Origin of the sequence: Pantoea sp. SO10 (assembly GCF_005281435.1) — a bacterium.
Taxonomy (GTDB): domain Bacteria; phylum Pseudomonadota; class Gammaproteobacteria; order Enterobacterales; family Enterobacteriaceae; genus Pantoea; species Pantoea leporis.
This window is the reverse complement of record NZ_CP040095.1, coordinates 1,719,875-1,734,373: the sequence shown is the minus strand read 5'-3', so window position 1 is coordinate 1,734,373 and position 14,499 is coordinate 1,719,875. Positions and strand designations below refer to the sequence as shown.

General features: G+C 50.1%; 11 protein-coding genes. 2 read left to right on the top strand and 9 right to left on the bottom strand.

Features of this window, described 5'->3' with window-relative positions; translation table 11 throughout:
* Positions 1-7 precede the first annotated feature (7 nt).
* The 7 genes from FCN45_RS08060 to tssB are packed head-to-tail and all read right to left on the bottom strand — an operon-like array spanning position 8 to position 7,648.
* Entirely contained in the window at positions 8-1,963 is a 1,956-nt protein-coding gene (locus tag FCN45_RS08060) for a type VI secretion system Vgr family protein (RefSeq protein ID WP_137385605.1), read from the bottom strand.
* The gene (tssG, locus tag FCN45_RS08055) at positions 1,963-2,916 is read right to left on the bottom strand and encodes a type VI secretion system baseplate subunit TssG (protein WP_137385604.1); all 954 of its coding nucleotides are present in this window, start codon (positions 2,914-2,916) and stop codon (positions 1,963-1,965) included. Before tssG ends, FCN45_RS08060 begins: the two co-directional genes overlap by 1 nt.
* Complete coding sequence (tssF, locus tag FCN45_RS08050; protein WP_246862556.1) at positions 2,907-4,706, bottom strand: type VI secretion system baseplate subunit TssF; 1,800 nt, start codon at positions 4,704-4,706, stop codon at positions 2,907-2,909. The genes tssG and tssF overlap by 10 nt, the downstream gene beginning before the upstream one ends.
* Positions 4,707-4,714: 8 nt before the next feature.
* On the bottom strand, positions 4,715-5,131 hold the full coding sequence (locus FCN45_RS08045) for a GPW/gp25 family protein (RefSeq protein WP_137385602.1): 417 nt from the start codon (positions 5,129-5,131) through the stop codon (positions 4,715-4,717).
* Between the two features lie 44 nt (positions 5,132-5,175).
* Entirely contained in the window at positions 5,176-5,667 is a 492-nt protein-coding gene (locus FCN45_RS08040) for a type VI secretion system tube protein Hcp (RefSeq protein WP_137385601.1), read from the bottom strand.
* Between the two features lie 23 nt (positions 5,668-5,690).
* Positions 5,691-7,172, bottom strand: a complete 1,482-nt coding sequence (gene tssC / locus FCN45_RS08035) for a type VI secretion system contractile sheath large subunit (protein ID WP_246862555.1) — start codon at positions 7,170-7,172, stop codon at positions 5,691-5,693.
* Entirely contained in the window at positions 7,169-7,648 is a 480-nt protein-coding gene (gene tssB, locus FCN45_RS08030) for a type VI secretion system contractile sheath small subunit (RefSeq protein ID WP_137385600.1), read from the bottom strand. Before tssB ends, tssC begins: the two co-directional genes overlap by 4 nt.
* Positions 7,649-8,022: 374 nt before the next feature.
* On the opposite strand from tssB, the gene FCN45_RS08025 reads away from it, so the two are divergent.
* Positions 8,023-9,648 (top strand): sensor histidine kinase, encoded by a 1,626-nt coding sequence (locus FCN45_RS08025; protein ID WP_137385599.1) that lies wholly within the window; start codon positions 8,023-8,025, stop codon positions 9,646-9,648.
* Positions 9,645-10,364 carry a two-component system response regulator DcuR gene (gene dcuR / locus FCN45_RS08020; RefSeq protein ID WP_008102769.1) on the top strand — a complete coding sequence of 240 codons (720 nt, stop codon included), beginning with the start codon at positions 9,645-9,647 and terminating at the stop codon, positions 10,362-10,364. Before FCN45_RS08025 ends, dcuR begins: the two co-directional genes overlap by 4 nt.
* Here dcuR and FCN45_RS08015 read toward each other — a convergent pair.
* Complete coding sequence (locus FCN45_RS08015) at positions 10,358-11,317, bottom strand: FAD:protein FMN transferase (protein ID WP_137385598.1); 960 nt, start codon at positions 11,315-11,317, stop codon at positions 10,358-10,360. The genes dcuR and FCN45_RS08015 overlap by 7 nt on opposite strands.
* 51 nt (positions 11,318-11,368) lie before the next feature.
* Positions 11,369-14,149: a flavocytochrome c gene (locus FCN45_RS08010; RefSeq protein ID WP_137385597.1), complete on the bottom strand. Its 2,781-nt coding sequence runs from the start codon at positions 14,147-14,149 to the stop codon at positions 11,369-11,371.
* Between the last annotated feature and the right edge of the window lie 350 nt (positions 14,150-14,499).

Genomic DNA, 14,499 nt, shown 5'->3' with positions numbered 1-14,499 from the left:
TTATCCCTCACAAGCCAATTTTGACCAAACCACCATCAATGGTGACCATGGCGTTTCCTTTAACATCCACTTTGGCACCTGCCACCTTAACTTCCGCCTGTGCCTGTAGCGCCAGTGTGGCTGCTTTTAGATTAACCTCAGAGGCAGTGAGTGACATTTCCGTGCCGCCCACTTTGAGGGTGATGCCCGACGACGTTAAGGCAATTTCATTACTGCCTACTTTGAACGTAATCGACTCACCGGATTCGATTACACAAGCCTTATCTGCCTTAAATTGACTACCGCCTCCGGTAATCGTGGTTTTCTGATCGCCCGCTTTCACCGTAATGGTTTGGTTTCCCTTCACGTTGCAGGCATAGTCGCCGTCACTGAGGGAGAGCCGATAATTCCCCTTCTCAAGCAGTTCTTCACGATTCCCCTCTTTCAGCGTCAGAAGATCATTACCTTTGGTAATTTCGCTGCGTCGGTTTGCGGCAACCGTTAACGTGAGATCGTTACCAATCTCTGTTTCGCTATCGTTTAATACCTTCAGATGCCAATCTTTTTGCGAGCTAACAATTAGCTTTTCCGCATCCTTTTTGTCGTCAAATACAATGCGATGTCCTTCGGTAATCTCTCCTTTCGGACTGCTGCGGGAAACAAAGCCGCTGTGCAATTTCTCATCGGGTAAGGCAAAGGGCAGCGGATTGAGATCGCTATAGACTGAGCCGATGACAATGGGATAGTCAGGATGTCCCTGCAGGAAACTCACCAACACTTCACTGCCAATACGTGGTAGAAACATGGCACCATACTTGCTTCCAGCCCAAGGTTGGGCAATGCGAATCCAACATGAGCTACTGTCATCGCGGCCATTTTCCTCATCCCATGGGAACTGAATTTTGATACGGCCTTGTTCATCGGTATGCACCTCTTCAGAATCAGGGCCAACAACCGTGGCGGTTAACATGCCGGTAATTGAAGGCACTGATGTCACTTTTGCTGGTCGCAATCGCTGTGACAGTGGCCAACAAACAACTGAGCAGGTGAACTCACTCGTTGACGTCAGATTACTGGATGCGCTGAGATTGATGCGTTGGATGCCATAGCGAGCACTGGCTGTAGGATGTGCACTCAGGTCGAAATGCTCACCCGCCGCTAGCCAGAACGCATTCATCTCACCTTTGAAGGTTTTTTGGTTGAGTTCGCTACGTTGCTGGTGTAATTGGCCCAGCTGTTGTTGCCGCGCTTCTTCTTGCTCACCGTTGGCATCCAAGTGAGAGAATCCCGCGATCGGCCATTGCGCTGCATTACTCAAAGGGGATGTTACCGGCGTGGTAACGCTCTGTTGTACCGTCCAGCCACTCACGCCGGCATGTTCTTGCACGCCTGCCACTGGATGGAACGGCAGTGTGGCGACAGCGGAGACGGGCCAGGCTTTTTCGTGATCGGCCAGGACCAACTGGTGCTTGTCTTTCTGATGCACAAAGAAGTAACTGATTCCCGCGCTTTCCAATAGACGATGGATAAAGTCGAAGTCACTTTCGCGGTATTGAATGAAATACTCCTGTTCCGGATAGCTGTCACTCAAACTCAAACTTACATCGGTAATTTCATGTTCTTTCAACAATGTCTGTACCAAATCAGGTACGTTAGTTCGCTGAAATACACGCATATTCTGACAGTGTCGGGTTCGGACCAGTTGCGGTTCAATTGTGGCGCGAAAATAGTGCTTACCATCACGATCGTGCTGCTGCTCCAGATGCATCAACACGCCATGAACAAAGCGCTGGGTATCGTCTTCACCAATGCGGCAGGCAATTGTTTTACCTAACCAGGCAGCTGGATCAATACCTGCCGGCGTCGTGAAGCAAGCGTGCCAGCAAAAGGGTTCGGAAATCGCCTCTTCACCTTCCAGAGAGATTAAAACCCACTCATTAGCCACCGGCCCTTCCCAACCGATAAAGCGTTTTTGTTGATTCATTAATCTAGACAACGGGTTAACTCCTTGGGAATACACAAGCGACGTACATCCGGGCCTGGCTTATCTCCCAGGCAGGCATTACGCCCTAATTGACTGTTATTTAGTTGGGTCGCGCGGCTTTCGTTCTGGGTTATTTCAAGTTCAATATCAAACTCCAGTCCTGGGCCGAGGTAGGTATGTACTAAGTTACTCAAGGTGACGAGCTCACGCTCACCTGGGAAAAAGCGCATTGCCTGATTTGCGTTCAATGGCCCGAGCTGCAGCCGAAAAGTATTTTGCTGCTCCCAACACTGCTGGCCGAGCATAGGGGCATCCGCCAACGAACGTTCAACATTACCAAGCTGACAACATTCGTTAATATCGACATGACGCCACTGGCGCTGGAAAGGAGTAATTCTCACTGGCACTGCAAAGGCATGCTTGAGTAACGCCTCCAGATTAACCATCGAGCGGACAGCCGGTGCCAGTAGCGAGGCGTAGCGGCCATTGCTGAGCACTGAGGGTTCATGCAATACGCCACAAAGTGCCTGTGTTGCCTCAGCCAAAGGCATCGCTTCACGTAATTCGGCAAAAGCGTAATAGTGATATTTCTCCCAGGCCAGATAGCGCAGACACTGCAAGCGATGGGTAAACATATCGAAAAAAGCCTTGCCCGCGCGATCACCATAACGGTAGTGACGCTCGGTTAGCCATTCCGTATACACCGCTGGTAACGCACCAACGGCGCCAGTTAGCCCCTGCGTCATCACCTCAACTTCCAGGCGACCATCTTGCCGCACAGTAAGACTGCCAATATCCTCGACCGGCGCATCGAGTGACAACGGCGAAATAAAGCTCATGGCTTCATCAAGTAGTTGCGCTTTGTTTGACGGCATTGTCAGCGCGCGCTGTTTTAGCAGGGCTCTGACCTGCTGATAAAAATCCTGTTGGTGCGCATGGCGATTCAAATCCATGAAAGCCTCCCCGCTCGTACCGGCCAGACACAACGCGTGCTCTGTTCACTGCTGATTTGTGTTACCAGCCGTGAAAAGCTATTCACTGGAGCATAGAGGCCGAGAAAATGGTCAAGAAAACGGCAAAACAGGAAGTATTCACTCTCAGTGGCTGCATCGGCGGCAAAAGTCAGCTCAATTTCAATGCCACGAGCAAGCGAGTGCGGATCGCTGGCCACCAGGCGCGCATTTACCGTGTTCACTTCTAACGAGCAAATATGATTAACCAAAGGTTCCATCGCCCGGTTATGGCTGAAGTCATACAGCGCCAGCGTCTCTTTCAACACCTTGCAACCTTGTGGTCCGCTTAAGGTGATGTGATTAAGCGTCAATTGAGACAATAAACGCCAACGCAGGCTAGAGTGGCCAGGAGCCGCAAGTTGATGAGTGGGTCGTGTTAATGCATGTATTGTCACGCCCGCTAACGGTAATTCGGCAGTAAAATCCCCGCGCGGATCACCATTTGCCATTTGACATGGGAGATTGCCGTTATGGCAGGTGACGTCCAAGAGTGCAACGTCGCCTTCAGGTAACAAGGTATCTCCACCACGATCGGCAAAGGCAATGCGGCACTGCTGCCTGCTTACCTCAAGGTTACTAGCCTCATGCTGCAGTTGTTGCCAAAACAAACCGTTTTGAGCATCAACATTTGCCTGATCCAATCCTAATAAGGCATAAACGGGTATCGAAGTGGTCTGATGGTTTTGAGTACGCTGGATGTAAACCCGATCAATCGACCAGGTGAAACTCGCGCCCTGCTCTCGCACATCCACAACCACCGGATATTCTGCAATGTGCGGATGCAGGTTGATTGGCTCCGCACGACGTGAATAGAGATTAATGGCAGGAGTACAGTTGAGGCGAAAGAAATCCTGACGGACTGGCATACAAAGTTCGTCAAGTTTTTGCGTCAAGGTACAACGATTAAATTGCAGGTGAAGGGTAAACGGCGTTTCAGCCGTGGCGGTAAACCCCTCAGGTAATAAGATATCGATGAAGTGAAACTTCGCAGGAAACACCAAATAGTCGTGCAGCAGACTGTGTGTGGCAGCAACTCGAGAATCGCGATTAAATAGAGCCTCATCATCAGCAAACCCTACTTCGCGTACCATCTTTACCGGCAGATCAATATGCTGACCATTATGTATGACTGTGAGTTGGCGTAGTTCAGAACCAATAAGGGCATACATTGTGTTGACATGATTGGCGCTACCATGCAAATGCAGACGCACTGCCTTGTCTTCGACTGTAGCACCTGGCCAGACTGAAAAATGCAGCGATAATTCCCACCAGGAATCGTTAGCATCCATTGCGAGCTCCGCGCTAGTCAAATCCGCAGGCCAAAGCGTAACGGGATAAAGCGTTTCAAACTGACACACCTGACCATCGATGGGATGTGAGGAGAGCGCTAACCTTGCTTTGAGACTTTTTACGGCACTCATCCCACTGGCTTTACGTTGTGGTTGCAACTGAACAATACAAACCGATGGAAAAGTGCGTGCCAGTTGTGGCGCCAGCGTTTGCATTAATCCATGCGTGACTTGCTGCATATCATCATCAAGTCGTTGATGAATTTGCGCAGTCAATAACGCGAATGACTCGATCAAGCGCTCAATGTGCGGATCTTCAGTTCGGCCTTCAGAAAACCCAAGCCGACGTGCCACTTTCGGGAATAGCTGACTAAATGCCTTGCCATGCTCGCGTAGCGTTTCGAGTTCCTTCTGATAATAAGAGAGCAATTTTCTCATCATGATAAATATCAGGCCATTTCGTTCAGATAAAAAATGCTCATCGCATCATCCCAGACAAGCAGGTATTTCAATGTTTCATGTTGCCATTTTGCCTGAATAACAAACTCTACCTGTGGAGAGTGGGTCGATTTGATGTGAACAGAAACATCAGAAAGTCGATTTTCAAAACGCTCTATTAACTCCTGAATACGCTGTTGCATCATTTCTATCTTGTTTTTCTTTTCATCGCAAACAAGTGTGCTCTCATCAAGGCCATAATTTAATATAGTACCCTTGAATATGTTATTGTCTTTGGCAACTGACATGCGAGGACGGGAATCAAAAAGCATCCGGAGTTCATCGAATATCCAGTTGCTTTGTATTTCCCATACTGCATCAGGTTGCTCAGGAATGTCATCTGCCAAGCGTTGCAATAATGATTTCATATTTTAATAAACGAGGCACAGCGAACTGTGCCTATAAGGTGGAATTAAAGTTTAGTATTTTCTACGTTACTCCATGACATTTCACCGTCTTTATTGTTCTTAGCATCGACAGGCACTGACACTTTATAATGCACTGAGTCATATGCCATACTAAGGTCTTCAGAAGGAACACCACCATTATTTTTCACTGAAATATTTTGCGCAACAAACAGACATTTTTTAAAGGTCCAGCGTACCAATTCTTTATCTTCGCTGCCTAGCTTCGTCATAACCTTGATGACCACTTCTTCTATTTCTGTTGCTTCAGCGATTTTAGCCGTCATGGCAGGTGTACGCTCATCCACACGCTTTGTCATTGGAATATTTTCAAAATGTGGAGCGCCATCATTACTAACTTTACCACTGCTGCCATCAATACGAGCGGAGCTAAATACGTTCATTGAAGCTCCTTCAAGTGGCATCCACTCTTTAATATCTTTCGGCGGTGTGTTGCCAGTGAAACCCTTGATATGTAAAAAAAGTGTATTAGTCGACATAAAAATAACTCCTTATTATAAAATTAAGCGCCGGTTGATGCAGGCAATTCTGCCACCAGACGTAAAGAAAGGGTCAGGCCCTCTAACTGGAAATGAGGTTTCAAATAAGCGACTGCACGATAATTACCAGGAGCGCCTGGAATTTCAAATACATCAACGCGCGCTTCGCGTAGTGGTTTTTTGGCTTTAGTTGCCGGTCCCACATCATCAGAAGCCGTGACATATTGACTAATCCATTTTTGCAAATAGCGCTGGCACTCATCTTTCGACATAAAACTACCAATTTTGTCACGCACAATAGCTTTAAGATAATGAGCAAAGCGCGAGGTAGTCATAATATATTGTAACTGGCTCGATAAGCGTGCATTAGCGTTAGCTAAATCTGAATCATATTTGCGTGGCTTGTTAACGGATTGCACGGCAAAAAATGCTGCATAGTCGGTGCCCTTGCAATAAATAAGTGGAATAAAGCCCAGTTCCGCGAGCTCTTTTTCACGCCGGTCTGAAATAGCGACTTCTGTCGGACACTGCAAAACACTCTCACCATTCATGGCACGGTAGCTATGAGCAGGCAGTGATTTAACTAAACCTCCACCCTCAACGCCACGAATGGCAGCACACCAGCCATACTCTTCAAAGGCTTCGACCATACGGCCTGCCAGCTCATAGGCAGCATTTACCCAGAGATAGCTTTCATTGATATTTTTTTCGTTATGCGTTTCTTCGAAGTTAAAACTATCGATAGTGATGGTTTTGGCACCGTATGGCAGACGGCCAATCACTCGTGGCAGCGTTAATCCAACATAGCGTGAATCATCAGTTTGGCGGAATGATTTCCAGCGTGCGTAATCTGAAGTCTCAAATAACTTACTTAAATCGCGCGGCCTTGGCATTTCATTGTAACTATTCATACCGAAGAGGCCTGGATTTGCCGCACTGAGGAAGGGGGCATGTGCTGCCGCAGCCACATGTGATATTTGCTCCAGCAACATAATATCTTCAGCTGTATTATCGAACTCAAAATCACCAACAAAGGCAGAGTAAGGCAATCCACCAAAGGTACCATACTCACTTTCGTAGACGGCTTTGAATAGTACAGACTGATCAAAATCAGCTGCTGATTTAAAGTCCTTTAATAACTCTTTTTTATTGCAATTGAACAATCTGACATGTGTATTTTCTGTTACGCTGCTTTGTACTAACTTATGCAACCCACGCCATGAAGATTCTAGCTTTTGAAACTCTGGCGCATGCATAATATGACTAACTTGTTTAGAGAGTAACTCATCAATAGCAGCAATACGTTGTTCAATGCTCCCAACCAGATCGTGGGATATCACAACAGCGCCGGTTGCAACTTCAGCCAGAAAACTATCTAATTGGCTTTTAACCTTCGGACGATCAGTCTCTTTCCGAATGGCATTAGTATTATCAATAATGGCATCAAGATAATCCGAAGATATTGCGGTGCTGCGATCATCTGCAGCGAGAAGCATTTCACTCATTCCGCACCTCCTGTATTTAAATCTACTTTCTCAGCTTGCTGATTGAGTAAATCAACTAATTGCTCTTTGAGTCGTTCATTGCTGGCTGCTCGATTGCGCAAATCGCTTAATTGTTCTCTTAGTGCAAGTAGTTTACGAAGAGGCTCGACCTGAGAAACAATATTGTCCGGCGAGAAATCTTCCAGGGAGTTAAACGTTAGCTCAATTGCCAATTTACCCTCATTTTCAGGCAAAACGCTTTCTACCAACATTTCCGTTTTTGGTGACATACCTTTCATCACCTCATTAAAGTTGTCCTTATCAACTTTAGTAAATTGACGATCGCGTAACGGAGTATCAGCTTGTGAAAACTCTCCCATTACACCTATAACCAGCGGCAACTCTTTACTTTCTTGTGCACCGCCCGTCTCCACATCGTAGCTAATTTGCACCCTTGGTGGGCGAGCTTTCGATAATTTATTCTGAGTGTTACTCATCCATTAGCACCTAATTTCTTAACTGTTTAATTTTGATGAATAGTTTTCAAATTAAGCGACAACCCCTTTCTTTTAATTCATCATCTTGTTCAGGCGAGAACGGTTATGACGCTTCAAAGAAAGCATTAAAGCTATTATTGGATATATTAATGACTACAAAAATGGGGTTAACACTGCAAATTGAAATTTGTCATTTATCCGTAAACTACTATCCATCTCCTGAATTAGTTGACAGAAAATAACAGTACCACCCGTTCAAACCTACAAGAGCACTCTCAATAACCTTTACGTACGATTTTTTATGCTATGAGAATCCATTTACTTCTTCAGTCGCTTAGCCATAATATTCACCTCCATTTATCCTCAGGTTCGTTATGACCCCACCAAAGCAAACGTCTCCGGCGCGCAAGCAGCCGATGAAGCTCAATACGCTGGTCACCCTGATGCTCAGCGCAGTGATTGTGCTGGTGCTGCTCAGCGTGCATATGTTCTATTTCTTCCAGATTGGCGCAGCGACCCGCGCGCAGCTGGAAGATAAAGCCATGGCGGTGGCGCGCACGCTGGCCGACTCACCGGAAATCCAGCGTGCATTGGCGTTCCCGCCGGATGGCACGCGCATCCAGCCGATCGCCAAAGCGGTGGAAGAGACCAATAATTTGCTGTTCATTACTGTCACCAACATGGACGGCATCCGCTATTCGCATCGCAATCCTGAACTGATTGGCAAACACTTCATCGGTGACGACCTGGAGCCCGCGCTGCGCGGCCATGAAAACGTCTCGGTGAATAAAGGTTCTCTGGCGAAAGCGCTGCGCGTGTTTACGCCGGTGTACAACAATCAGCATCAGCAGATTGGCGTGGTGGCGATTGGTATCTCACTGGATGCCGTTTCGGTGCAGATCAACGAGAGCCGCTGGAGCATCCTGTGGACCATCTTTATTGGCACGCTGGCCGGCGCCATCGGTACTTTTGTACTGGTTCGTGTGTTGAAGCGCATCTTGTTTGGCCTCGAACCCTACGAAATTTCTACCCTGTTTGAACAGCGTCAGGCGATTCTCAACTCGCTAAAAGAAGGCGTGGTGGCGATGGATGATCAGGCGCAGGTGACGCTGGTGAATCAGGCGGCGCGATCGCTGCTGAACGATTCGATGGGCACCATCAGCGGCGACCGTATCTACGATGCCTCAGTGATTAACGATCATTTGCGGGATGTGCTAAACAGTGGGCGGGCGCGGCGTGATGAAGAGTTGAATGTGAATGGCCGCGTGTTGCTAAGCAATACCGTGCCGGTGCGCACGCAGGGACGGATTATCGGCGCGGTCTGCACCTTCAGGGACAAGACTGAAATCAGTCAACTGATGCAGCGTCTGACGGGCATGGTAAACTACGTCGATGCGCTGCGTGAGCGCTCGCACGAATTTATGAACAAGCTGCATGTGATCCTCGGCCTGCTGCACATGAAAAACTACACGCAGGTGGAAAGCTACATTCTCAAAACCGCCAATAATTACCAGACGGAGATTGGTTTCCTGCTCGATAAGATTAAGTCGCCGGTGATTGCTGGTTTCTTGCTGAGCAAAATCAACCGCGCGTCGGATTGCGGCCATCGCCTGACCATCAGCGATGCCAGCTTCCTGCCCGACAGCGGCAATGAGCAGCAGATGGCGGCGCTGATTACGGTGATCGGCAATCTGATTGAGAATGCGCTGGATGCGATGAGCGAGCAGGTAGAAGGCGAGATTCACGTGATGCTGCACTACCAAAACGGTTGGCTGACCTGTGAAGTGAGTGATGATGGTCCGGGCATTGAAGCCGATCATCTCAGCACCATTTTCGAAAAAGGCTTCTCCACCAAAGGTGAAAACCGCGGTGTCGGGCTGTTTCTGCTGCAGCAGCAAACCGAAAATATCGGTGGCAGCGTGAGTGTGGAGTCAGAACCCGGCGTGTTTACCCAATTTTTAGTCCAACTTCCCTGGGATGGAGGAAACCAATCCGCATGATCAATGTGTTAGTGGTCGATGATGACGCCATGGTCGCCGAGCTTAATCGCGCGTATATCGGCCAAATTCAGGGCTTTCACTGTTGTGGCACCGCCTCAACCTTGAAGCAGGCGAAAGAGATCCTGTTCAATAGCGATACTGCGGTCGATCTGGTGCTGCTGGATATCTATATGCAGCAGGAGAATGGCCTCGATCTGTTGCCGGAACTGCGCACGGCGCAGAGCGCGGTGGAAGTGATCATCATTTCGTCGGCGGCCGATGCGGAGAATATCAAAACCTCGCTGCACTACGGCGTGGTGGATTACCTGATCAAACCGTTCCAGTTCCCACGTTTTGAAGAGGCGCTGACCGGCTGGCGGCAGAAGAAATCGCTGATGGACAATCAGCATTATTATCAGCAAGCGGATGTGGATCTGCTGATTCACGGCAGCCCGGCGACGCAGCACGACAATAAGCGCCTGCCAAAAGGCTTAACGCCGCAAACGCTGCGCACGCTGTGTCAGTGGATTGATGCGCATCCGGGGCATGAATTTTCGACTGACGAACTGGCAGCTGAAGTGAACATCTCGCGCGTGTCGTGTCGTAAATACCTGATTTGGCTGGCGCAGATTAATATTCTGTTCACCAGCATTCACTATGGCGCGACCGGCCGTCCGGTGTACCGCTATCGCTTGCAGCCGGAATACCATTCGCTGTTGCAGCAATATTGTCAGTAACGTAGCTGCCAGTCGACATCGAGCTGCTGGAAGAGAAAGTGCTGCGGTGAGGAGCAGATGATCTGCCGATCGCGCGTGACAAACACCGCGTCAATGTCGGGCTGGTCAGCGAGATAAGCCAGCCCTTGCTCCACGCCCATGCCAAAGAGCAGCGTGGTGTAGATATCGCCATCAATCGAGCGATCGGAAATCACCGTCACGCTCAGCAGTTCGTTATCAAGCGGATAGCCGGTTTGCGGATCAAAAATATGATGCCAGCAGCGGCCGTCCAGTTCGAAGTAGCGCTCATAAATCCCCGACGTCACCACCGATTTGCCCTGCACCTGCAGCACGCCTAACAGCTCATCATCTCGACCAAACGGCTTTTTCAGGCCAATGCCCCAACCCTGCGGCTCGTGCGGCGGCGAACCCAGCGTTTGCACATTGCCGCCCAGATTGATCAGCGCCTGCTGCACGCCCTGCTGGCGTAAAAACGCCTGCACGCGATCGGCGATGTAGCCTTTGGCGATGGCGCCGAGATCGATCTCCATGCCTGGCTGTTGCAAAAACACTGAGCGATCGGCGGGATTGAGCACGACCTGATGCGGATCGGTCAGCTTTAGCAGGAATGCGATTTCTGGCGCAGGCGGCACCGCACGTCCCTGAAAACCAATTTTCCAGCGCTTCACAATCGGCCCAATGGTGAAATTGAAGGCGCTGTCCGGCAGTAAACTCACGGCGTGTGCCACGCTAATTAACGCAAACACCGCTTCGCTGACGATCACCGGATGGTGGCCTGCGGCGTGGTTGACCGACATCACTTCGGATTCAGCGCGGTTAACGGTGAACAGGTTTTCCTGCTGTTTAATCAGTTGAAATACGTGGCGGGCAAGCGTGGGATTGTCATCAAACAATTTGAGCAGAATGGGCGAACCCATCAGAACGGCAGAGTAAGAAAAGACGCCAGCGGTCATTGCATGCCTCTAAAGAAAACGATGCCCGCACAAGGCGGGCATCTTTACAGCTTAGTGTCCTAACGCCAGTTTAGCCGCGTTGTGACCGGCTTTGATACCGAAGATGATGATATCGGCCACCGCATTGCCGCCGATGCGGTTGGCGCCGTGGATGCCGCCGACCACTTCACCGGCCGCCCATGCGCCTGGAATCACCTCTTTCTGCGCATCCAGCACCGCGGTATCGGTGTTGATGGTCACGCCGCCCATGGTGTGATGCACGCCCGGTGCGATACGAATCGCAAAGTACGGACCTTTATTCAGTGGGTGACGCAGCGCGGTTTTACGACCGAAGTCCTCGTCATCCTGCTTCGCCACGAACTCGTTGTAACGACCGAGCGTGGTTTGCAGCGCTTCCTGATCCATGTTGAGTTTCACCGCCAGCTCGTGTGGCGTTGGCGCGCTGATGACAAAGCCTTTAGCGATGTATTCGTCAGCCGCTTTGTTGTTGGCGCGTACCTGCTCGTCAAACACAATCCACGCACTCTTCTCAGGCAACGCGATGATCTCAGCGGACACTTTGTCACGGGTTTCCATTTCATTGTAGAAACGCTTGCCTGCCTGGCTCACCAGAATCGCCCCGCCGCCGCGCATTGCTTCGGAAATCAGGTACGATGTGGTTTGCTCAACCGTTGGGTGAATCTGGATTTCACCCATATCCACGGTATCCGCACCGATGTGTTGCAGCATGGCGATGCCGCTGCCGGTGGCGCCTTTATGGTTGGTGGTGACGAAACCGTCCAGCTCAGGGCGATATTTCACCACCATTTCGCGGTTGGCACTGAAGCCGCCGGTCGCCACAATCACGCTTTTAGCGTTAATAATGCGGCTGTCGTTATACTCATCCACCACTTTCACGCCGGTGACCGCACCGTTTTCCACTAAAATTTCGGCCACTGAGGTTTCCAGCAACACTTCGATATTGCGCAGATTAACGTTTTTCACCAGCCCGCTGATCAGGAAGCCGCCGACTGCCGAACGATCTTCCGGACGGTGCGTACGATCGATGCTCATGCCGCCAGTGATGGTGATGTCGCACAGCTCAATGTCTTTGGCGGCCAGCCACTCAATCGCTTCGGGCGCCTGCTCAACAAATTCGCGCAGCAGCACCGGATTGTTTTTGAATTTGCCGCCTTTCAGCGTCTCTTCATAGAACAGCTCTTTGCTGTCTTCGATGCCTTTCAACTTCTGATAACGGGTTTCCGCCGCGTTCATACCGACCGAGGCTTTGATGGTGTTACCGCCGATGGTGGGCATCTTCTCGATGATCACCACGCGTGCGCCATCGTCATGCGCCTGAATCGCCGCCGCCAGACCGGCACCGCCGGTGCCCACTACCACCACATCGTAATTCACCGGTGCGTTCGGGTTACCGCCCTCTTCAATCACATACTCTTTGCTTGAGGTGGTCATGGCACGCGATACCGCTTTTTTCAGCGCTTCACTCTGCGTGGTGGCGCCAGTGATGGCGTCAACGTGCGGGCTGTTCGCCACCAGAATGCGTTCACGCAGACTTTCGAAGGTGCTGGTGAAGTCGACGTCGAGGCTCGGATCCGGCACCAGCGAGATGTCGGTAATACGGTCGGTGTCGAGGGTAACGTTGATTTTCAGCTTCAGCGCTTCGGCTTCGACTTTCGCCTGATAAACGCCCGCTTTGTATTTACGGCCGGTATCGCTGACGTCGCGGATCATCGCATCCACCAGCGAGAAGCGCCACAGCGGTTCCGGGATAGTCAACTCTTCGCGCTTGGTGCTGTCGATATACAGCTCCATGTGCTGATTCTTGATGACGCGATCGGTCCAGTCTGGATAGGCGATACAGGCTTTGCCCACCGCCACCAAGTCGAAACCGTGCTCCAGCGCATTCTCGGCATCTTCTTTATTGACGACGCCGCCGACGCCGATGACCGGCACTTTCGCCAGGTTAGGCGAGCGCTGTGCCAGATATTTGGTGATCAGTGGCGTTGGGTCCTGAGTATCAACAATTGATGGACGCAGCAGTTGACCAACCGAGAAGTGCACGTAATCGAGACCGCGTTCTGCCAGTTTCTCCAGCAGATAGAGCGTGTCATCCCAGCGGATGCCCGGCACTTCCAGTTCTTCCGGTGAGAAGCGATAGCCGATGATGAAGTCTGCCGCAGCGAAGCGGTCAGCCATTTTGTGGGTGATTTCCAGCACTTCCAGTGGGAAACGCGCGCGATTATCGCGACTGCCGCCCCATTTGTCGTCGCGCTGGTTGGAGTTTGGCGAGTAGAACTGCTGGATAAGATAGGTGTTGGCGCCGTGAATCTCCACGCCGTCGAAGCCAGCTTTGATCGCGCGGTTCACCGCATCACCAAACTTGGTGATCATCACATCTACTTCTTCTGCAGTCAGCGCCTGAGGTTGAGTGGCACCGTCACGCGGTGCGGCGATGGCGCTCGGCGCGACCGGGGTTTTACCGCCGATCAGCGCCGGTTCAACCATGCGGCCGCCGTGATAAATCTGCAGAATCGCTTTGGAGCCTTGCGACTTGATGGCGTGGGCGATTTTCGCCAGACCTGGGATTTTGTTGTCGCTGTCGATACCGAGCGCGCCTGGAAACGCAGGGCCGCGGTTATCAATAAAGCAGCACTCGACAATCACGGTACCGATGCTGCCGGCGCGCACGCGATAATATTCGACAAGGTCACTGGTAACACCGCCATCGTAATAACCGGTACAGGTGGTCATCGGTGCCATAACCAGTCGGTTTTTAAGCACCGCACCTTTCGGTAACGTAAGCGGATTAAGAATCGGGGTGAGCGTATTCATGATGAGCAACTCCAGAATTAAGAAACTTGGTATTCAATTCTTTGGCGGTTCGGAGAATTTTATAATTATTTGAGTGGTCCGATTTCATGGCGTAAATATAGCATTTTATTTACTTACATAACCTTATTCGTTAGTTATATAAGTTTTACGCATGAAAATAATAATTGAGGCTTATTGCTAAAAGCTGCGCTCCGCTAAGTTTTAACCAAGACTTGACAAAAATCAACTTTTTCCTTACATTTAAAACAAATCTAGTCTTATCATAAAGATAAATCGTCTCCTTTCTCTGTTTTTTGCTTGATTTGTGCCGTTTTATTCATCTCACACAGTTAATTTTCACCTAATGGTTC

What these genes read in the sequence shown, in the direction of transcription:
- FCN45_RS08040 (WP_137385601.1), bottom strand. Translation starts at nt 5,667, where the DNA reads ATGTCGACTAATACACTTTTTTTACATATCAAGGGTTTCACTGGCAAC.
- FCN45_RS08010 (WP_137385597.1), bottom strand. Translation starts at nt 14,149, where the DNA reads ATGAATACGCTCACCCCGATTCTTAATCCGCTTACGTTACCGAAAGGT.
- tssB (WP_137385600.1), bottom strand. Translation starts at nt 7,648, where the DNA reads ATGAGTAACACTCAGAATAAATTATCGAAAGCTCGCCCACCAAGGGTG.
- FCN45_RS08045 (WP_137385602.1), bottom strand. Translation starts at nt 5,131, where the DNA reads ATGAAATCATTATTGCAACGCTTGGCAGATGACATTCCTGAGCAACCT.
- tssG (WP_137385604.1), bottom strand. Translation starts at nt 2,916, where the DNA reads ATGGATTTGAATCGCCATGCGCACCAACAGGATTTTTATCAGCAGGTC.
- tssF (WP_246862556.1), bottom strand. Translation starts at nt 4,706, where the DNA reads ATGATGAGAAAATTGCTCTCTTATTATCAGAAGGAACTCGAAACGCTA.
- tssC (WP_246862555.1), bottom strand. Translation starts at nt 7,172, where the DNA reads ATGAGTGAAATGCTTCTCGCTGCAGATGATCGCAGCACCGCAATATCT.
- FCN45_RS08060 (WP_137385605.1), bottom strand. Translation starts at nt 1,963, where the DNA reads ATGAATCAACAAAAACGCTTTATCGGTTGGGAAGGGCCGGTGGCTAAT.
- FCN45_RS08025 (WP_137385599.1), top strand. Translation starts at nt 8,023, where the DNA reads ATGACCCCACCAAAGCAAACGTCTCCGGCGCGCAAGCAGCCGATGAAG.
- dcuR (WP_008102769.1), top strand. Translation starts at nt 9,645, where the DNA reads ATGATCAATGTGTTAGTGGTCGATGATGACGCCATGGTCGCCGAGCTT.
- FCN45_RS08015 (WP_137385598.1), bottom strand. Translation starts at nt 11,317, where the DNA reads ATGACCGCTGGCGTCTTTTCTTACTCTGCCGTTCTGATGGGTTCGCCC.